Origin of the sequence: uncultured Alistipes sp. (assembly GCF_902388705.1) — a bacterium.
In the GTDB taxonomy this organism is placed as follows: domain Bacteria; phylum Bacteroidota; class Bacteroidia; order Bacteroidales; family Rikenellaceae; genus Alistipes.
Genome location: NZ_CABMQJ010000025.1, coordinates 1 through 20,590 on the forward strand (window position 1 = coordinate 1; position 20,590 = coordinate 20,590).

13 protein-coding genes and 1 pseudogene are annotated in these 20,590 nt (G+C 57.1%); 5 read left to right on the plus strand and 9 right to left on the minus strand.

The window, feature by feature from the left end; genetic code table 11:
• The 4 genes and pseudogenes from QZT71_RS07635 to QZT71_RS07650 form a co-directional block, all read left to right on the plus strand.
• A pseudogene (locus QZT71_RS07635) lies at positions 1–646 on the plus strand (DNA mismatch repair protein MutL); the annotation flags it as partial.
• 121 nt (positions 647–767) lie between these two features.
• Entirely contained in the window at positions 768–1,370 is a 603-nt protein-coding gene (locus QZT71_RS07640; RefSeq protein WP_295914660.1) for a rhomboid family intramembrane serine protease, read from the plus strand.
• A 4-nt stretch (positions 1,371–1,374) separates the two neighbouring features.
• Positions 1,375–2,529, plus strand: coding sequence for an endonuclease/exonuclease/phosphatase family protein (locus QZT71_RS07645; RefSeq protein ID WP_295914663.1), 1,155 nt, complete (start codon positions 1,375–1,377; stop codon positions 2,527–2,529).
• Between the two features lie 12 nt (positions 2,530–2,541).
• A complete protein-coding gene (locus QZT71_RS07650) occupies positions 2,542–2,991 on the plus strand; it encodes a YhcH/YjgK/YiaL family protein (protein ID WP_295914665.1) in 450 nt (149 codons plus the stop codon).
• Positions 2,992–3,210: 219 nt separating this feature from the next.
• On the opposite strand, the gene QZT71_RS07655 is transcribed toward QZT71_RS07650, so the two are convergent.
• From QZT71_RS07655 to QZT71_RS07695, 9 genes are all read right to left on the minus strand, one after another.
• Positions 3,211–4,524, minus strand: a complete 1,314-nt coding sequence (locus QZT71_RS07655; RefSeq protein ID WP_295914704.1) for a UDP-glucose/GDP-mannose dehydrogenase family protein — start codon at positions 4,522–4,524, stop codon at positions 3,211–3,213.
• Between the two features lie 29 nt (positions 4,525–4,553).
• Positions 4,554–5,741 (minus strand): FprA family A-type flavoprotein, encoded by a 1,188-nt coding sequence (locus QZT71_RS07660; RefSeq protein ID WP_295914669.1) that lies wholly within the window; start codon positions 5,739–5,741, stop codon positions 4,554–4,556.
• Between the two features lie 258 nt (positions 5,742–5,999).
• Positions 6,000–7,895 carry a BACON domain-containing carbohydrate-binding protein gene (locus tag QZT71_RS07665; protein ID WP_295914671.1) on the minus strand — a complete coding sequence of 632 codons (1,896 nt, stop codon included), beginning with the start codon at positions 7,893–7,895 and terminating at the stop codon, positions 6,000–6,002.
• A 3-nt stretch (positions 7,896–7,898) separates the two neighbouring features.
• A complete protein-coding gene (locus QZT71_RS07670) occupies positions 7,899–8,216 on the minus strand; it encodes a hypothetical protein (RefSeq protein WP_295914673.1) in 318 nt (105 codons plus the stop codon).
• A 78-nt stretch (positions 8,217–8,294) separates the two neighbouring features.
• On the minus strand, positions 8,295–10,001 hold the full coding sequence (locus QZT71_RS07675; protein ID WP_295914676.1) for a hypothetical protein: 1,707 nt from the start codon (positions 9,999–10,001) through the stop codon (positions 8,295–8,297).
• A gap of 45 nt (positions 10,002–10,046) precedes the next feature.
• Complete coding sequence (locus QZT71_RS07680) at positions 10,047–11,003, minus strand: hypothetical protein (RefSeq protein ID WP_295914678.1); 957 nt, start codon at positions 11,001–11,003, stop codon at positions 10,047–10,049.
• Between the two features lie 28 nt (positions 11,004–11,031).
• Positions 11,032–12,543, minus strand: coding sequence for a RagB/SusD family nutrient uptake outer membrane protein (locus QZT71_RS07685; RefSeq protein WP_295914681.1), 1,512 nt, complete (start codon positions 12,541–12,543; stop codon positions 11,032–11,034).
• A 20-nt stretch (positions 12,544–12,563) separates the two neighbouring features.
• Positions 12,564–15,533 (minus strand): TonB-dependent receptor, encoded by a 2,970-nt coding sequence (locus tag QZT71_RS07690; protein ID WP_295914683.1) that lies wholly within the window; start codon positions 15,531–15,533, stop codon positions 12,564–12,566.
• Between the two features lie 254 nt (positions 15,534–15,787).
• On the minus strand, positions 15,788–17,044 hold the full coding sequence (locus tag QZT71_RS07695; protein ID WP_295914687.1) for a site-specific integrase: 1,257 nt from the start codon (positions 17,042–17,044) through the stop codon (positions 15,788–15,790).
• Between the two features lie 324 nt (positions 17,045–17,368).
• On the opposite strand from QZT71_RS07695, the gene QZT71_RS07700 reads away from it, so the two are divergent.
• Positions 17,369–20,590: a TonB-dependent receptor gene (locus tag QZT71_RS07700; protein ID WP_295914690.1), complete on the plus strand. Its 3,222-nt coding sequence runs from the start codon at positions 17,369–17,371 to the stop codon at positions 20,588–20,590.

Consider the following 20,590-nt stretch of genomic DNA (forward strand, 5'->3'; position numbering starts at 1 on the left):
ATACGGTCTCTCCAACCACGAACTGGATTTCATCCCCTCGGGCGCCGAGGCCGAACAGCAGCGGCTGGCGGTCGGGGAGCGGGCCGAATTTACCGATGCGCTGCCGCTGGGCGGCGGATATGTCGCCGCACTGCTGGGCGGACGTTTCGTCGTCGTCGACGTGCGCCGCGCCCGGGAGCGGATATTTTACGAAGATTACCTGAAGATGCTCGGCTGCGGGTCGTCCGTAAGCCAGCAGTTGCTCTTCCCCGAGCGGCTGGTGCTCTCGGGCGACGAATACGCCCTGCTCGAAGAGAACGCCGTGGAGTTCGCCTCGCTGGGCTTCGACCTCGCCTTCGAGGGCGAGGGCGTCGTCGAGGTGAAGGGCACGCCCGCTGACATGCCCGCCGATTCGGTCGACCAGCTGCTCTACGAACTGTTGCAGGCATTCTCCACGCCGGTGTCGCTGGCCGACGTACGGCGCGAGAAGATTGCCGCCGTGATGGCGCGGGGAAACGCGAAGAATTCCCCCCGCAACCTGTCGCGCGAGGAGGCGGCCGCGCTGCTCGCACAGCTGGCCGCGACGGGAAATTTCAGCTTTTCGCCCTCGGGCAAAGCCATAACCGCCGAAATAACCGCCGAAGATATCCGGGCCAAACTGGGATAATCCGGCGGAAAAACGTACATTTGCAGAAATTTTGATACCGTCACCCCGCTCGCCCATCCGGCCGTGGGGCCGCGGATGCCGAACGGTAAATTATTAACAGAACCGAAAAAAGTCAGTTTTTATGAACAGGTACTTCCAGACACCCCCTGTGGTGAAAAACCTGATAATCATCAATGTCCTGGTCTACATGGCCACGGCGTTGCTGCCCGTGGGCAATACGATCATGGAGCATTGCGCGCTGATGCTCGGCACGCCCTTTTTCCATACCTACCAGTTCGTCACCTACATGTTCCTGCACGCCAATTTCGAGCATATTTTCTTCAATATGTTCGCCCTGTGGATGTTCGGGCGTACGTTGGAGTACGAGCTGGGACCGAAGCGCTTCCTGACCTACTACATGGTCTGCGGCGTAGGCGCGGCACTGATTCAGTACCTCACGGCGCTGGCTTTCGGGGAGCTGCCGCTGATGCTCGTCGGCGCTTCGGGCGCCGTGATGGGCCTGCTGCTCGCTTTCGGCGTCATGCATCCCAATGCGGTCATCATGCTGCTCATTCCGCCGATTCCGATGAAAGCCAAGTGGTTCGTCATCATCTACGGCGTTATCGAGCTTTTCCTCGGCTGGCGCGGCGTGGGCAACGTGGCGCACTTCGCCCATGTGGGCGGTATGCTGTGGGGTTTCGTGCTGCTCTACTGGTGGAAAAAACGCGGTGTAATCCGCTACTGATTCGATGGCTGACACGTATTACAGGGACGATTACGGCAGCCGGCGCGGGGATAAACCGCGCCGCAGCCTGTTCGTGTGGTTGCTCGATGCGGTGATGACGCTCCTGACGCTGGTCGTCGGTGCGGCGATGGCGGTGACCTACTGCGTTCCCTATGTAAATCCTTCGGAGGTATGGTTCTTTCCCGTATTGGGGCTGGCCGCACCCGCAATCTACGTGGCCACGGTCATACTGGCGCTTTACTGGGTTATCCGCTGGCGGCTGCTGCGCGCCGGGGTGATGGTGGCAATCGTGGCCGTGGGATTTTTCAAGGTGCCGCTCTTCTACAAACCCGAGTTCCGCCGCAATTACGGCGAGGACGGCTACGACCGCCGGGCTTTCAAGGTGATGACCTATAACGTGCGGAGTTTTTACGGCGAGGACGGTCGCAGCAGCGTCGCAAACGTGCTGCAACTGATTGACGAGCAGAATCCCGATGTGGTTTGCCTGCAGGAGTTCAACGCCAGGCTGGCGGAAGAGTCCGAGCGGTTCGCCCTGTTGGAGGAGAAATACGAGCGTACGGCTTTCGGCCGCACGCAGGCGCCCGATTCGCTTTTCGGGGCCCCGCTGCTGATATTGAGCAAATACCGCATTCTCGGCTCGGGCGTCGTGCTGACGCCCAATACGTCGGTTTGGGCCGACCTGCTGATTGGCGACGATACGGTGCGCGTGTTCAACAACCACCTGCGCTCGACGGCGATTAAGGCCGCCGACAGCGACTACATCACCAACCGGGGATTTATCTCCGATACGGCGCGCGAGGTCAAAATCCGCAGCATCGTGGGGCGTTTCCGTGAGAACAGCATCCTGCGTGCGGAGCAGGTGGACAGCATCTCGGGCGTCGTGGCCTCGTCGCGGGCGCGGTGCATCGTCTGCGGCGATTTCAACGACACGCCGATGTCGTACGTCTACCGTACGATGGCCAAAGGGCTCGACGACGCGTTCAGCCGGAGCGGCTCGGGCTATTCGCACACGTTCCGGGGCTTTTTCAATACGCTGCGCATCGATTACGTGCTCTGTTCGGACAGCTTCGAGCCTATTTCGTACGAGGTGCCGGCGGTCGATTATTCCGATCACCTCCCCGTCGTCGTGCGGCTCAAAAAGAATCTTTTGAATAATTAACCCGATAGAATTATGATTTTCGACTCTTTGAAAAACAGCGCGCTCTATTACTGCATGAGCCCGCGTCTGGAAAAAGCCTTCGGCTACATCGCCTCGACCGACTGGGAGAAGATGGAGCCCGGTATCCACGAACTCGACGGCAGGGACATCTATGTCAACGTCATGGAACCCGCGCTGAAGAAACCCGCAGACGCCAAGCTTGAAATACACGACGCATATATCGACATTCAGGTGCTTATCCGCGGCGAGCAGGAAACTTTCGGCTGGAGCGAGCGCGCCGACCTGCGCAAGCCGCTGGGGGCGTTCGATGCCGAAAAGGACATCCAGCTTTTCGACGACGAGCCGCAGACCTTCTATACGCTGCGCCCGGGGCAGTTTACGATTCTCTTTCCCGAGGACGGCCATGCGCCGATGATCGGCGAGGGCGACGTCCGGAAAATCATCGTCAAGGTGCGCAGGTAATCTGCACCCGCTGCAATGCAGCGCCAGGGGCCGGTTCTGCTCGAACCGGCCCCTGGCGTTTTTGTGCCGTCGCAGGTGCCTGCGGAGCGGGCTGCATTGCGGCGGGTATGCGGCGCTGCGGCAGGTCGCGCAGGCGGTGAATGCCGTGCCCGTATGCCTGCCGACAAAAACCCCGGGCGAAAAGCCCGGGGCGTATGGAGTCTGCCACGGCATGCCGTGTTATTTGCCGATGCCGTAATAGCGGAATCCGGCCGCCAGCGCCTCTTCCTTGTCGAAGATGTTGCGGCCGTCGACCAGGATGTTGTCGCGCATGCTTGCACGCAGCTGTGCCCAGTCGGGCATGCGGAACTGCTTCCATTCGGTGATAAGCGCGATGGCGTCGGCTCCCTCGGCCGCGTCGTACATCGAGGCGGCGTAATAGACGGGACGTTCGCCGAGCCTGCGGCGGGTTTCCTGCATGGCGACAGGGTCGTAGATGCGCACCGTGGCGCCGGCCTCCAGCAGCAGGCTGATGATTACCAGTGCCGGGGCTTCGCGCATGTCGTCCGTTTCGGGCTTGAAGGCAAGTCCCCAGACGGCGACGACCTTGCCGTTCAGGTCGCCGAGCGCCCGCTGCAGTTTGTTGAAAACAATCGATTTCTGAATCCGGTTGACATGCTCCACGGCTTCGATGACCTGCATCGTGTAGCCGTGTTGCCGGGCCGTGTGGGCCAGCGCCTTGACATCCTTGGGGAAGCACGAGCCGCCGTAACCGCACCCCGGGTAGAGGAATTTGCTGCCGATGCGGGCGTCGGAGCCGATACCCTTGCGCACCATCTCCACGTTGGCGCCCACCAGGTCGCAGAGGTTGGCGATTTCGTTCATGAACGAGATGCGCGTCGCCAGCATGGCGTTGGCGGCGTATTTGGTCATCTCCGCCGAGGGAATATCCATGAACAGCACCCGGAAGTTGTTTATCATGAACGGCCGGTAGAGTTTGGTCATCAGCTTGCGGGCCCGTTCGCTTTCGGTGCCTACGACCACGCGGTCGGGGGACATGAAATCCTTGATGGCGGCTCCCTCCTTCAGGAATTCGGGGTTCGAGGCCACGTCGAACGGCACCTTGCAGCCCCGCCGTGCGAGTTCCTCCTCGATGACGGCCTTGACTTTCCGGGCCGTGCCGACGGGAACGGTGCTCTTCGTCACGAGGACGGTGTATTTCTTGATGTTGCGGCCGAACGTGCGGGCCACTTCGAGCACGTATTTCAGGTCGGCCGAGCCGTCGTCGTCGGGCGGTGTGCCCACGGCCGAAAATACGACCTCGACGTCGTCCAGGCAGTCCGTAAACTCGGTGGTGAAGTGCAGGCGTCCCTCCCCGACGTTGCGCCGGACGAGCTCTTCGAGCCCCGGTTCGTAAATCGGGATGATGCCGTTGTTCAGGCCGTCGATTTTTTGCTTGTCGATATCGACGCAGGTGATGTCGAGGCCCATCTCCGCGAAGCAGGCTCCCGACACGAGGCCGACATAGCCTGTGCCCACGACTGCGATTTTCATCATATGGTTTCGGTTTTGGTTGCGTGTTTTCAGCGGCGCATGCGTCCGGCGATGCGCCCGGCCAGCGTGCGGCAGGAGTCGTGCCATGCGGGGGAGAAGCCCTGTTTCATCTCCACAGGTTCGCAGATGGGTTCCCACTTCATCTTTTCCGCGAACTCCCCGAGGCAGCGCACGGCGGCGCTCGCCCAGCAGAACGACCCGAACCAGCCGAAGTTACGCTGCGGAATGCCGCGTGCGGCGATCAAATCGAGCAGCCGTGCGGCGGGAGGGTAGAGGCCTCCGTTGTAGGTCGGGCCGCCCACGATGAGCGTGTCGTAGCGGAACACGTCGCGCAGGACGACCGATTCGTCGGCGTACGAGAGGTTGTAGACCACGATCGGGCCGGCGCCCTGTGCGGCCAGTTCACGGGCGATGCGTTCGGCCATCTGCTCCGTATTGCCGTACATCGAACCGTAGGCAATCACGACGCCCGGCTCTCCTTCGTAGCGGCTCAAACGGTCGTAAATGTCGATTACCTGCGGAATCTCCCGCTGCCATACGGGGCCGTGCGTCGAGCAAATCGTCGTGGGGTTCAGTCCGCCTACCTTGGCGAGGGCCTTCTGCACCGGGACGCCGTATTTGCCCACGATGCAGGCGTAGTAGCGGCGCATCTCGTCCCAGTAGCGCGACGGGTCGAGCTGCGAGTCGGTGATGCCGCCGTCGATGGCGCCGAACGTGCCGAAAGCGTCGCCCGAGAAGAGCACGCCGTCTTCGGCGCACCAGGTGACCATCGTTTCGGGCCAGTGCACCATCGGAATCATGTAGAACGAAAGCGTCTTGCCGCCGAGCGATAGCGTGTCGCCCTCCTTGATTTCGAGGGTACCTGCGTCGATGCCGTAGAATCCCCGGATCATTTGCAGGGTTTTGGCGTTGCCGACGATTTGGATTTGCGGGTAGAGCAGGCGCAGGGCGCGGATAGACGACGAGTGGTCGGGTTCCATGTGGTTCACGACGAGGTAGTCGATTGGCCGGTCGCCGATTGCCTCGCGGATATTCTCGAAAAGGCGGCTGCCGAAACTCTCCTCGACCGTGTCTATGAGCGCGATTTTCTCGCCGACGGCCAGGTATGCGTTGTAGGAAACTCCCTGCGGGAGCGACCAGAGTCCTTCGAAACGTGTTGTTGTGCGATCATTGACCCCGACGTAGTGGATGTCGGGCAGAATTTCCGTGATGTTCATTGTGTCGTATCGTTTATTGCGTCAAATATAGTTAAAAATATGCCAAACCGGTATATCTCCGCACGGAGTCCGGCCGTGCAGTACCCCGCTGTCCGGGAGATGCCGGTTGTTTTCCCGGTGCAAAGATAGCCGATTTTCGGATACACGGGATATTTCCGGCCTGAAAATGAATGCCCTCCCCGGGCGGGGAGCTCTCTGCCGGACCATAAAAAATGTGCGGTATCGTTCGATACCGCACATGATAACTGCACCGGGCTCCTATTTGTCGATGAGAATCGGCGGGGCCAGCGGGACGAAGAGTTCGGGAGCGCGCGTGCCTGCGGCCCGCGTATTGTCGCTTCGCACCTTGTCGTTGGCGGTGAAGCTGCTCATGCTGAACGGGGTTCCGGAGGCTTTGCAGATGCGCCGTACGATTGCTTCGCGCGACGGTGCGTTGTAGTAGGAGCGGTTGTCCTCCATGCAGCTGATATACTCCGGACGCCATACGCCCTGGGCGTAGAGGTAGCCGCCTTCGTAGAGGCTTACGGATTCGTAGCCGGACATCGAGAAGTATTGCTTCCAGTGAACCTGCGAACGGTCGTTGGTCAGCGAAATGTTGTATCCGTAATAGGGGTCGGTGGCCCGCCAATAGGTAATCTGGCTTTGCCGGTCTGCGGGCAGTTGGCTGTCGTAGTAGCGGTATTCGTCGAGCAGGCGTCCGAATCCGTGGCCGCCGCCCTCGTGCGATACGACCGCTTCGAACGAGCTTTTGCCCATGGGGCACATCGATACGGAGCGGCCCGTCATCTCCATCATGCAGGTTCCGGCGTATACGTCGAGGTTGATCAGCAGGAGCACCGTCGTGTTTTTGAGCGAAGCGTCGGTCACGCCCGGGACTTTCTGCGCATAGGAGAATACCTTTTCGTAGTCGCACGACGTCCCGGTGCTGTTGCCACCCTCGAGCGTCGCGTTGAAAGCCGTGTTACGCGTCTGCGCCTTGCATCCGGACATGTCCTTGAGTACGGTCGCGCCCCGCTCCTGCGAGTAGACGGCGACGGTGCTTATGCGGAAATAGTCGCGGTAGGTCGGGTAGGGCTCTACGCTGAAGAACGCTTCGACGGCTGTTTCCACGGCCTTGTCGAAGGCTCCGCCTGCCACATAGTCGTCGGCGACGAACCCGTCGCCCATGAAAATCAGGTGTACGGGCAGCGGGGCTCCGGCGGTTTCGGTCTGCCAGCGTGAGATTTCACCGTCGGCGTATGCGCCGCCCTCGCCCGTCGTGAACGAATAAACGGCGCTCTCCGCCTTGCCTCCGAAAGCGTCGGATGCCTCGACTTTCCAGACGTATGCCGTGTTTTTCGCCATCAGGGCCGTCAGCTTGGCTGTCGTCGCGGTCGTGGTCGTCGAAACCCACGACGAACCGCCGTTGTCCGACACCATGACCTTGTAGGTCAGTTCGTCGCCGTCGGGGTCGGTCGCTTCCTGCCACTGGAACTGTGCGTTCACCCGGACGTCGGTTGCGTTGGCCGCGGGTGAAACCGGCACCGGAGCCGACGGCGCCTCGTTGGGCATCGCCTGGCTGACGGTGAGCATGGAGTACGTACCGTTGTAATTGAGCGTCAGCAGCTGCTTGTTGCGCGGCGTGCGGTCGGTGAACGGTTTGGGGGTGAAGGTCACCACCGTTTCCCCGCCCGTACCGTTCTTGGGCGATACTTCCAGCCAGGAGGCTTTCTCGGGGATTTCGATGTCCCAGGCGTATTTCGACACGATTGTAGCCTTGATGGGGGTGCCGTCGCTGTCGAATTCGAACGTATACTGGCTGATGTTGAAATCGACGCCCTCCTGTGTCACGTCGATTGTGCGCTCCTTGCCGCCGCCCGTTACCTTGATGGTTCCGGTGCGTTCCGCCCCGGGATTCTCCGCGGCCGTGACCGAAACGGTGGCGTTGCCCGTGCCCGATGCAGGCGAGCAGGTGAGCCATTCGGGATAGGTGGCGTTCCACTGCTGGTCGGTTGTGACGGTGAAAGTGAGCGAACGGATGCTCGCGGTGAAAGCCAGTTCCGTTTTCGACAGGTTCAGGCTGCTTCCTCCCTCATCCGATTTGCTGCACGACGCGGCGCCGAATACCAGCAATACGGCAATCGTGGCTTTCAGAGTGTAGATGATTTTTTTCATAGGTTATCTCTTCTGTTGGTATGTTTCGCCGGGACGGTTGTTTTCGCTCCGGATCTCTTCGGGCAGGTGTTTTATCAACTGGTCGCACAACTCCTGCAATGCCTTGGTCTTCATCAGCAATGAGTCGAAGGCGCGGCGCTGCACGACGACGTAGCGTTCGTCGGCGCGCTGTTTGAGCATCTCGTATTCGTCCTTCGGAATCGTGACGAGCGAATCCGGCCTGCAGCACCTGCTGCCGCCCCGCGTTGCGGCGCACCGGGCGAAGAGCAGCGGGGACAGGAACAATGCTGTGACAATCAATGTCTTGACGATGGTTTTCATAAATCGGCCTCTAATGACGACAAAGCCTCCCCGCCGAAGCGGGAAGGTTTTGTCCGTATTAGGATGTGATGTTTCCGTTTATCGCTTTTTTAACCCTTTGACAGCGATGTTCACCTCTGTCAGATTTGACGATTGCGGATGTGTGTTGCTCAATTTTGCGCCTTCCGTCTGCGGAACGAAAGTCATCGTACCGTCGGCACAAGCGTCGAAGATTCCGTAATAGCTATATTCCGAATCGTTGTTGTAAAGCGTGTAATCGAAGTAGGATATTTCGGTCATATAGCCGTCTGCATCGAAAGTCAGCTCCAATGGCTCCTCTCCCGTATTGCCTGCGCTGCAGAAGCAGAGGTAAAGCGCTCCGCTGTTCATGGAATAGAAGAGATTGTAATTGAAACAGCTTCGGGTCTCGATTTTTTTCTCGGTTGCATTATACCATGTTCCGTCGAAAACAATCTTGTTTGATGCAAAATCTACGGTGCCCAACAGGATGGGGTTTGCAGCTCCCGAAGACATAAGGTTAAACCAATTGGCCTGGAGTGCGTAATAGGTATTGTCGAATTTCACAAGATTGGCAGTGAACGGGTTCCCGGTTTTCGGATTGAGAGCTGTCACCTGGCCGCCCGTGAGATCGCCCAAAGTGGTGTAGCTGATTGTGTAAGTTCCGGTCTTGATGTCGATCTGGAAATTCGAGTAACGCAGCTGGTCGGTCGCTACCGTGAACGGTGCGGACTCGTTGCCCCATACGTCGTAGAAAGCCCCTTTGGCCACCTGCACGTCGAACGTGGCGGTCGGCACTTTGGGCAGCGTTACCTTTACGGTGCGCTTGTCCGCCTCGAGCGTATAGGCTGCGTTGAGGTAGGAGATGCCTTCCGCTTCGTTGAAGATTACCTGCACGGCGTTTTTGGCTTCTGCGTCGTAGACGTCGAACGGGAATGCGAAGTCGATGGTCGTCGTCGGCGTGTTGTAGTCTGCGTCATCGGGCTGCGGAACGAAATAGTTGTCCTCGATTGCGAAGTCGACGGTGTCGTCGTCCCAGCCGATATTCACGTATTTGCCTGCGTTGTTGTCCCAGCCCGAATTCATTGCCAGGCACTTGTTGCCCGAGGCGTCTTCGAACATGCCGGCCGTGTAGCTGACGATATAGCCGGCGCCGTTGCCGGGTTTGGGGCAGACGATGGTCGCCACATTACCGTCGGTAGAGATGTTTTCGGCCGGGATTTCAACGGCTGCGAGTATATTGCCGAGGCCCCACTGGATATAGCGTACGGTCGCTTTTCCGGTGCTGCCGACAACGATGTCCTCCGAATAGGTCACCGTGACGGTATTGCCCGAGGGGTTGAAAGATACCGGCGTCGGGATACCCGTGTCCGGAACATAGACTTTCAGCTCGCTGACCTCGCTCAACAGGCCCGTTGCCGTGATGGCCGCGGCGAAAACCTGGTAGTCCGCGTCGGGGTCGCACGCTACGTTGATGGTTTGCGTGGCGGCGTCCGCAAGGTTGAATGCGTCGCTCTGGAGTTTGCCGCTGACTTCGTCGATGACGATGTCATGGGCCGTCGGCGCTGCGTTGTCTTTTCCCTCGAACACAACGTAGGCGTACTGTGCAGCCTCTTCCGATGCGGTGAGGGTGAAAGTGAACTGGGTGTCCGTCACCGTTCCCTGTGTTACCGTCACGCTCGGTTTTGTTTTGTTCTTGTTCTGCGTGCTCAAATCGTCGTCGTCGGAACATCCGGAGAAAAGGCTGACCGCGGCGAGCAGCATCGCAAAATATTTAATTGTTTTCATATATTCTGACTTTTAAAATTCAACAATCTTGAATCCGGGTGGAATTTAGTTGGCTTTACGGGTCATGGTAATGTTTTCATAACCATACCAGAATCCGTAATATGTGCCGCTTACTCCCCAGACGGTTGCAGCAAAGCCGTAGCCTTTCTCGAAGGTGAGCGTGTTCAGGTCTTCGCTCCAGGTGCCCTTGACCTGCGTTTTGTAGTCGAAGCCGGAAGCGCCGGGCAGGGTGGAGGCACTCTTCACCTCTACGTCTTCGTCAATGCCGTTGAACCCGTATACGTTCGCCATCAGGGTGTTCACGGAGATTGAAAGGCTCTGTGCGTCGGCGTCGTAGTTGATGTACCATACGGGCTGCTTGGGCGGCTCGTAACCGGTGGTGTTGTCCTGATTTCCTCCGAAGCCCCAGCATACGAGTACTTTGTCGGCGTTCTTCTCTACCTCTTCGGCTGTGAAGCCTCCGCTGATGTTGACGTTGAAAGTCTTCACGGCGCCTCCGTCGCTCGAGCTGATGCTGTTGCCCGAGAACGTCCAGTTACCCCAGAGTTTCTCGTAGGGGTTGTTGTCGTTGTCGGCGATTTCGATCGTCGTCGTGGCGTTTTCGATGGTGGCGCCCGATGCCGAGGTGATTGTCAACTTCATGAAACGCGAGTCGTTGATCTCTTCGTTGTCAATAAGCTGGAATTCGATATAAACCGGGGCTTTCGGGTTGCCCACGTAGCGCAGTCCCTCCAACTGGGTGAAGAGCACTACCTCGTCCAGCGTGACTTCGGTGCCTTCGATTTGGGCCGAAACGTCGAACGTGATGGGATAGCTCTTGGGTTCTCCGGTGAACGTTACCGGAATCTTTACGAGCCCCGCACTCTCTTTGTAGACGTAGGCCGACTGTGCGAAGCCGATGGTCGCATCTCCTGCACCGGTCGGGTCGTCGTCGCACGAGCTCAAGAGTCCCGATACGCTGAACAGAGCTGCGATGAACAGAGAATATTTGAATATTTTCATAATTTTCCGAATTTAAAATTTAACGCGACTATTTATTCGTGTAAGCAGGGTTCTGCTGGATGTGCGGGTTGGCCTGTATTTCATCGGTCGGAATGGGCCACAGGAAATACGGGTCGTCGGCCGGACGGGTGCACGATGCGTAGTTGGCACCCGGCTGTACCAGCTCGGGATCCTGGCCTGCCGAACGTGAGAAGCCCATGTGCCAGCGCTTGAGGTCGTTCATGCGGTGTCCCTCGCCGAAGAGCTCGCGTACGCGCTCCTCGCGAATCTGTTTCATCAGCTCCACGCCCGAGTAATCCTGGTCCGTCCAGTTGGCGATGCGCTTCGAGCGCAGTTCGTTGATGTAGTACGATGCCACGCCGTCCTGTCCCGCCTTGTTGGCGGCCGCTTCGGCGGCAATCAGGTACATCTCCGAGATACGGAATATCTTGGGCTGGTTCACGTAGTTGGTAACGGCGGCGTAGAGTTTCGGGTTGCCGGGGTATTTCACCAGCAGCGTCATGCGGCCGACGACGGGTGTCGTGATTTCGCGCGTGTCGAAATAGCTGGCGTAGCGGATGTCGTTGGTCTTGTCGTAAAGCGCCAGCGCCCAGTCCTCGGGAATGTACTGCGGGTTGTCTTCGCCTTCGACGCCCGAAGTGTTGTAAATGAAATAGGTGAATGCGTTACCCGTATCGCTGGGACCGGTCATCGCGGCCTGCCAGATCGTTTCCGGGAGGTTGTCGTTGAGCCAGCCGTCGGCATAGGTCTTCTGGTCGGAAACCAGCGTGTAGGTGCCTTTGTCGATCAGGTCTTTGGCTTTCTTGAACGCCGTGTCGTAGTCGTGCATGGTCAGCGCGACGCGGGCCTGCAGGGCTGCAACGACGTCCTTGGTGACGTATGCGGAGTTCTGCGCGCCTGCCGTCGTGATATACTTCTCGGCTTCGGCCAGGTCGTCGGTAATCTGCTTGTAGGTCGCAGCCAGCGTACCGCGTGCGGGATACTTGCTCGCGTCGCCCGTCGGCTCGTATTTCGTCACGACGGGAATGCCCATCTTGTCGGCGGCCGTTCCGGGGTCGTAATCCTCGCAGAAATACTGCGTCAGGTTGAAATACATGTGTGCGCGGATGTAGCACGCCTCGCCGTAGTACTGCTGTACGAGCGCCTCGTCCGAAGAGGTCAGCGTGCCCGAAGCGAGCAGTTTCTGGGTGCCCTCGATCAGGAAGTTCGCATTGCCGATATAGCCGTACAGGCCGAACCATGCGGTATTGGCCATACTTTCGGATGCCGTCACCGAATAGTGGTAGAACGCTCCCTGGAAGTTACCGAAATTCTTGACTGCGTGGTACAGGTCGGTCTGCAAATCGGGAGCGTAGACGAAAGCGCCCGTGAAGCAATATTTCATACCCGAGTAGAGGCCGTTGCGGAATGCCTGGCAGTCGGCGACGCTCTCCATGGCTTCGTCCGTGTTGATTGCCGTATCGGGATACTTGTCCAGATTACAGGACGTGGCGGCGAAGACAGCGAGCAACGAGGCAAGGAATATTTTTGTATTTTTCATAATCATCTTCATGTTTTAAATTAGAACACCAGTTCGGCACCGAAAACAATCTGGCGCGAGTTGGGGTACATACCCTGCGTGGCATTGGAATATCCGACTTCGGGGTCGTAGCCTTCGAAATCCGTGATTGTCCACAGGTTACGTCCTGTGACGTAAACTTTTACGCTCGAAAGGAACCCGCTCTTCTGGATGAGCGATTTGGGGAACGAATACGACAGCGAGATGTTCTTCATGCGGATGAACGAAGCGTTCGAATAGGCCGATGTGTCGAAATAGAACTGCGTTCCGTATTTCGGGATGTCGGTCTTCTGGCCCGGGGTCGTCCACATGTTGAGCATCTTCGTTTCGAAGTTGCTGCGCTGGAGCTGGTTGGCGGGGTTCATCGTGTAGTAGCGTTCGTTGATGAAGATCCAGCGCTCGCCGATCCACGAGAAGTCCATGTTCAGGCCGAGGCCTTTCCACGAAAATGCGGTCGAGAAGCCGCCCGACCAGGGCGCGTTGGTATCCATGCCGCAGAACTGCATGATGTCGTCCGAGTAGGTTTTGGTGAGGTTGCCGTTCAGGTCGTACCACATCGGGGCGCCGTCGTTGGGGTCGACGCCTGCACGCACCTGCGTGTATACCAGCGAAGAGGGTTTTCCTACCTGGTATTTCAGGCCGTAATCGGGGAATGCCAGTTCGTCGAGTCCCTGGTAGAGCTTGGTGATTTCGTTCTTGTTGTAGTTTACGTTACCCGTGATGCTCCAGAAGACGTCTTTCGTATGGATCAGGTCTACGCTCAATTCGAGGTCTATACCGCGGTTGCGCATCGAAGCGATGTTGCCCCAGCCGCTCGAGTGTCCCGTCGTTCCCGAATAGGGCATCTCCATGAGCAGGTCGGTGGAAACCTTGTTGTAGAACTCGAACCCGAAAGATACGCGGTCGGCCAGACGTCCGCTGACGCCGACGTTGAGCGTCGCCACGGTTTCCCAGGTGAGGTCGGCGTTCGGCACCTGCGAAAGCGCCCATCCGGCGTTGCCGTTGTATTTGGGGCCGGTTCCCACGAGGCCCAGCGAGGCGTACCAGCTGTCCAGGCCCGAGTTACCCGTGGTTCCGTAGCTGACGTTCAGGTTCAGGTCGTTCACCCACGAAACGTCTTTCAGGAAATTCTCCTGCTTGAGTTTCCACATGGCGCCGACCGAATAGAAGGTCGCATAGCGGTGGTTCTTGCCGAAGAGCGACGAACCGTCGGTACGTACCGAAGCGTCGAGGAAATACTTGCCGTCGTAGTTGTAGTTGAAATTGGCGAAGAACGAGTTGAACGCGCACTCGATGACGTTTCCGCCCCAACTGTCGATGGCGGTCGTCGATTTGAATGCGGTCAGGCGGTCGTCCGTAAGGCCGGTTCCGACAGCATTGAACGTACGTTCGCGCTTGATAATAGACTCATGGCCGATAAGTGCCGTGAAGAAATGTTTCTGGTTGATGTTGTTCTTGTACTCGATGGTGTTGGTCGAGGAGAGCTGGTAGTAGCGCTGGAAAGCCTGCGAGTTGCGACCGCGGTAGGTGTAAGGCGTGTACGAAGGCATGTTGATGCTTTCGTTGGTGTAGTCGAAAGCGTCGATAGCCTGCTGTGCGCGGATGGTGAGGCCTTTGACGGGGGTGAGCTGGAAGTAAGTCTGGCCCATCAGGTTCACGTTCTCGCGGTCGTTGGTGTTGTACTTGTAGTATTCGTTCAGGTCAATCATATTGTCCCACGGGTATACCTGCTGTACTTTGCCGTAGGATACGGTGCCGTCCTCGTTGTAGATTAACTCGTAGGGGGTATAGTAGGGGAGTCCCGTAACCGATTGCAGGATCGGGGACTGGGAGTACCATCCCGTCGTGATCGTGTGGTATTTGTTATAGGTCAGTGCGACGTTGGCGCCGAACTTCAGCCATTTGCTAATCTGCGTGTCGAGGTTGCTGCGGAACGTGAACCGGTCTACGCTCGAATTGGCTTTGGCCGTACCCTGTTCCGAATAATATCCCAGCGAAACGTAGTAGTTGGTGCTTTCCGTGGCGCCGCGTATCGACGCGTCGGCCTGTACCAGGGGCGCCGAGCTGTCGAAAAGGTAGTCCTGCCAGTCGAAATTGATGCCGTTGCCCAGGATGAACGCCTTTTTCGCCTGGTAGGCGGCGTCGGTTTTCAGCGAGGGTACGCACATCTCCTCGAACCGGATGAGCTGCTCGGAGTTCATCATGTCCATGTTGTAGTTCGTCAGCATCGAAACACCGTACTGTGCACGCAGCGAGATGCTGGGCTTGTCGCCTTTCTTGCCTTTTTTCGTCGATACGAAGATAACGCCGTTGGCAGCGCGCGAACCGTAGATGGCGGTCGACGACGCGTCTTTGAGGATCGAAATGTTCTCGATGTCCTGGGGGTTGATGCTCGTGAACACGGATGAGCTTACGGGCACTCCGTCCAGAATGTAGAGCGGCGCGTTGCTTAAGTTGAGCGACGACTCGCCGCGCAGGCGGATGGATACGCTGCTCTGGGGTTCGCCGGAGGTGTTGAAAATCTGGAGACCGGGAACTTTACCCTGGAGGGCGTCGCCGATATTGGCCGAAGGACGGTCGGCGATTTCACCGGCCGAGACGGTCGAAACCGAACCGACGATGTTGCCGATTCGCTGTCCCGAACCGTAGCCGATGACCACGACGTCGTCGATCGACTTCGCATCTTCCAGCAGCTTCACCTGGATGTTGCTGCGGTTGTTGATGGCGACTTTCTGGGTTTCGTAGCCAAGGAACGAAACGGTCAGCACACCGTTGGCCGGTGCTGATACCGTAAACGAGCCGTTGGCCCCGGTAGTCGTACCCGTAGCGGTTCCCTCGACTAAAACTGTCGCTCCGGCGATGGGGCTCCCATCGGCACCGGCAACTGTACCGGAAACCTGCTTGTTCTGGGCGAATGCGTATGCATAGAGGCCCAAAGCAGCAATTAACGATAGTACAATTTTTCTTACCATAAGCGTTAATTTTATAAGTTTTTTAAAATAAAAAGTTCACAAGCAAAGATAAACCATTGCTAACTCATTTACAAATAAATTATTAAAAATATTTAGCAAGATTACACGTCTGATGAAGAATGTGGTTTCGCTCTTACAATTTTACATAATAAAGCCCGGGGCGATTACAATTTGTAATCGCCTTTTTTGGACGGTTTTCGTGTTTTTTTGGAATTTTCCCCGTGTGAGAGGCTGCCAGAGGCGGGATAACGCGTTTACATGAGCTTTACACCCGCATCGTCCGCATCCGCCGGAGTCCAGTCGCGGCACAACGAATTGATGCGTTTGGACAGGCGTTCCATCTCTCCGTCGAGTTGCGAGTGGGTAATGGTCGCATATATTTGGGTGGTGCGTATGTTCTTGTGCCCAAGCAGTTTGCTGATTGTTTCAATCGCCACGCCCTGCGACAGCGTAATCGTCGTTGCGAAGGTATGGCGCGCCGCATGAAACGTAATCGGCTTCAGGATGCCGGCGCCGCTGACGATTTTTTCCAGGCAGATGTTGCACCACCCGTTGCTCGGAAGGTCGAAAATACGCTCGTCGCGTGCCTGCGGCGCATATTTGAGCAGGATATTATAGGGAACGGCGAACAGCCTCACGCTGACTTCCGAACCGGTTTTGCGGCGTGTTGTGGTAATCCACAGCTGTTTGTTCACCTCCTGGATGTTCTGCATCGTGAGGGCCCTGACGTCGACGAACGACAACCCCGTAAAACAGCTGAACAGGAACGCGTCCCGCACGAGTTGTAAGGTGGAATTGTCGCACTCGTACTGCATCAGTTTGTTTATCTCCTGCATCGACAGGTAGTTACGTGACACATGTTCGCTGTGTAATTTGTAATTGGCGAATAAATCCTTACTCAAATACCCCTTGCCGCGGGCCAGCATGAGGATATGCTTGAGGGCGATCATGTATATCCAGGTGGTATTTTTCTTATGTGCGCACTCTTTTGCAATGTACGAATGGAAGCCGGTGAGGAATTCCTGGTCGAGCTCCTTGAACGAGAGGTCTTTCCGGCCGTATTTATCCGAAATATAGTCTGCAAGATGCCTGCATACGCACCTATATTTATAATATGTTGTTTTGCTGCGGGTGATTCCGACCATGCGCTTGAACTCTTCGTTATGCTGCCTGAAAAAAGCGACGAGCGTTTCGTTATTGTGGCTGACGCCGAAATACATCTCCTTGACCATCATGGGCGTTACATAAGCCTGGTCGTAAAAGAGCGTGTTGTAGCACCTCTCGATATGGAAATGGATATTCGAAAGCTGTTCGTTGATGCGGAGGGCGGCATTGCTCCGCCCGGCGACACGCCCCATGCAGACGTCCCATTGATTAGGGCCCACCGATAGGCGGGTCGCGAACTGCGTCCTTTGTCCGTTAATCGTAATCCGTCCCATAATCGGGACGTTTCCGTTGCGGAGAGGCGCGTTCTTCTTGATGTAAAATAATACCTTAAACGTGTTTCTCATTACTCTGACAACCTTTTTTCATTAACCCATGCAAATAACTAACCGCTTTAAAGGTAATGAATAAGTAACTACCGAATGGCATATTACCCGGCCCAAATGGCTTATTTACCCGGAATTATCCTGTTTTGACGGGTTACTGCGTAGTAACACTAATAGAACTGATTTTTATGCCGGTTCAGATGCAGGCACCTCGTTTCCAATCAGTTATGCTATGAATAGGCGATGTGATGTGCAGCGCGGCCTTGCGCGTTGATTATCATAGCTTTATATGTATAAACGGTCTGCCATTGCTTTTTATTTTAAAATCAATTTAAAAAAACGCTTATGGTAAGAAAAGTTGTACTATCGTTAATTGCCGTTTGGGGTATTTGCGCACTGGCAATGGCCCAGAACCGGCAGGTTTCCGGTACAGTCACCGGCGTGGACGGAACCCCTGTCGCGGGCGCTACGGTCGTAGTGGAAGGCACGGCAACCGGTACGACTACCGGTACGGACGGACGCTTCTCCGTCACGGCTCCCGCCGACGCTACGCTGGCTTTTACGTTCATCGGCTATGAGCCCCTGAAAGTCGCAGTCGCCGGCCGTACGAACATCGACGTAACGATGTCCGAAGATATGCATGCTATCGACGACGTAATCGTCGTCGCGTTCGGTACGGCCAAGAAAGAGGCCTTTACGGGCTCGGCCGCCGTCATCAAGGCGGACGACATCGTATCGGCACAGGTTTCGAACCCCATCAACGCCATGCAGGGCAAGGTGTCGGGCGTGCAGATTGCCAACGCATCGGGACAGCCGGGTATGGGCGGCTCCGATCCGGAGGTGCGCATCCGCGGTTTCAGCTCCATCTCCGCCGGCAAGTCCCCGCTGATTATCCTCGACGGCATTCCGTACGACGGAAACCTGAACCACATCAACCCCTCCGACATCGAATCGATGACCGTGCTGAAAGACGCGGCTTCGAACGCCCTGTACGGTGCGCGCGGCGCCAACGGCGTCATCATGATAACCACCAAGAAAGGCAAGAGCGGCGACGCACAGGTCAACGTCGACATGAAATGGGGCGTGAACCAGCGCGGTATCCAGTCGTACGATTACATCAAAGATCCAAAGACTTACTACGAAACCCATTACAAGTCGCTCTACAACTACTTCGCAAACAACCAGGGCATGAGTGCCGCCGACGCGCACAAAAACGCCAATGCGAATATCATCAACGGTAAATCGATGGGCCTGGGCTACCAGATTTACAACGTGCCCGCCGGCCAGGATTTCATCGGCACAGACGGTCGGGTCAATCCCGCCGCAACGCTGGGCAATGTCGTCAACGGCAACTACCTGACACCCGACAACTGGACCGACGCCGCATTCAGGAACACGCTGCGCCAGGAGTACAACGTCAGCATCTCGGGCGGCACGGAGCGTGCGCAGGTTTACGCGTCGTTCGGCTACCTGAACAACAAGGGTATCACCGAAAATTCGGATTACACGCGCTATTCGGCACGTCTGAAAGCCGACTACCAGGCCAAGAAATGGCTCAAGGTCGGCGGTAACGTCGGTTACACGAACTACGACGGCAACAGCACGGGCGCCGACGGGCAGGACAATTCGACGGGCAATGTTTTCGCCTATACGACCAGCATCGCCCCCATCTATCCGCTCTACGTACGCGATGCCGAGGGCAATATCATGCACGACGACAACGGCTACACCGTCTATGACTACGGCAAGGGCGAGAACGGCGGCGCAAAGCGCGGATTCACGGGCAACGCACTGGCCGACAACCATTTCAACAAGAGCAACTACAACGGCAACGCTTTCAACGTGAACGGCTATTTCGACGTGACTTTCCTCAAGGACTTCACCTTTACGTTCAATGCGGGCGCCAACCTCGACGAGCGCCGCAACACCTCGATGTACAACCAGTTCTACGGCGCGTCGGCCGATATCGGCGGCTCGATTTACAAGACGCACACCCGCAAGTTCGGCGTCAACCTCCAGCAGCTGCTCAACTACCGCAAGACCATCGGCGACCACACCCTCTCGGCCATGGTGGGGCACGAAAACTACCAGTACAAGTACTCCTACCTGACGGGCAACAAAAAACAGCTCTTCTCGCCGGACAACGACGAGTTGGCGGGTGCCGTGGTTTCGGGTTCGGCAGACTCCTACACGGCCGACTACAACACCGAGGGTTACTTCGGACGCGTACAGTACGATTTCAGGGAGAAGATTTTCCTCTCGGGCTCCTACCGCCGCGACGCCTCGTCGAGCTTCCATCCCGACAACCGCTGGGGTAATTTCTGGAGCCTCGGCGCCGCATGGCTCATCACCAAGGAGCCGTTCATGGACGGCACGCGGAACTGGCTCGACATGCTGAAGGTGAAAGCCTCGTACGGTACGCAGGGTAACGACAACCTCGTCGCCAGCCGCCGTTACAACCTCTACACCGACATTTATACGATTGTCAACTCGAACGACCAGGTTTCCGTGACCTTCGACACGAAAGGCAACAAGGAGATCACCTGGGAGAAGAACGGCAACTTCAACGTCGGCGCCGAATTCGAAGTGCTCCGCAGCCGTATCACCGGCAGTGTCGAATACTTCTACCGCAAGACCTCGGACATGCTCTTCTTCTTCTCGGTGCCCGCCTCGCTCGGTTACATGGGCTACTACTCGAACATCGGCAACATGGTCAACAAAGGCGCCGAACTGGAGCTGAACTTCACGCCCGTAATCAACAAGAAAGTCCGCTGGGACATCAACCTCAACGTGACATGGCTCACGAACGAAATCACCTCGCTGCCGGCGAGCAAGCGTACGGAAATCACCGAATACGAGAACGTGGGCGGCTACGGCACGAGCGAATGGTTCATCGGACAGGGTATTCCGCTCTACTCGTGGTACCTGCCCAAATACGCGGGCCCGGATCCCGATTCGGGTGTGTCGAGGTGGTACGTCTACGACAAGGAAACCGGTGAAACCACGACGACGACCACGTATAACGATGCGACCAAATACCTCTGCGGCTCGGCTATTCCCGACGCCTACGGCGGTTTCGGCACTTCGGTCGAGTTCTTCGGATTCGATTTCGCCGTCCAGTTCGCCTACCAGATCGGCGGCAAGGGCTACGACGGCGGTTACAGCAACTCGATGTACGGACTGCAGGGCACCGGCGGCAACAACTGGCACAGGGACATGCTCAAGGCATGGACGCCCGAGAATACGTCGAGCGACATTCCCCGCCAGCAGTATGCCGATCAGAACGTCACCAACTGGTCCGACCGTTTCCTGCTCGACGCGAGCTATTTGAGCCTGCAGAACATCAACTTCGGCTACACGCTGCCGAAAAAATGGACGGGCAAGTTCGGCGTCGACAAACTGCGCATCTACCTCTCCTGCGAGAATGTCTGGTTCTGGTCGCACCGCAAAGGCTACGATCCGCGCGGAACGTTCGGCACGACGGCCATGGCCGACATCGGCCAAATCAACGGAGCCTATTATTCGCCGATTCGCACCATTTCGGGCGGTATCAACCTGACTTTCTAA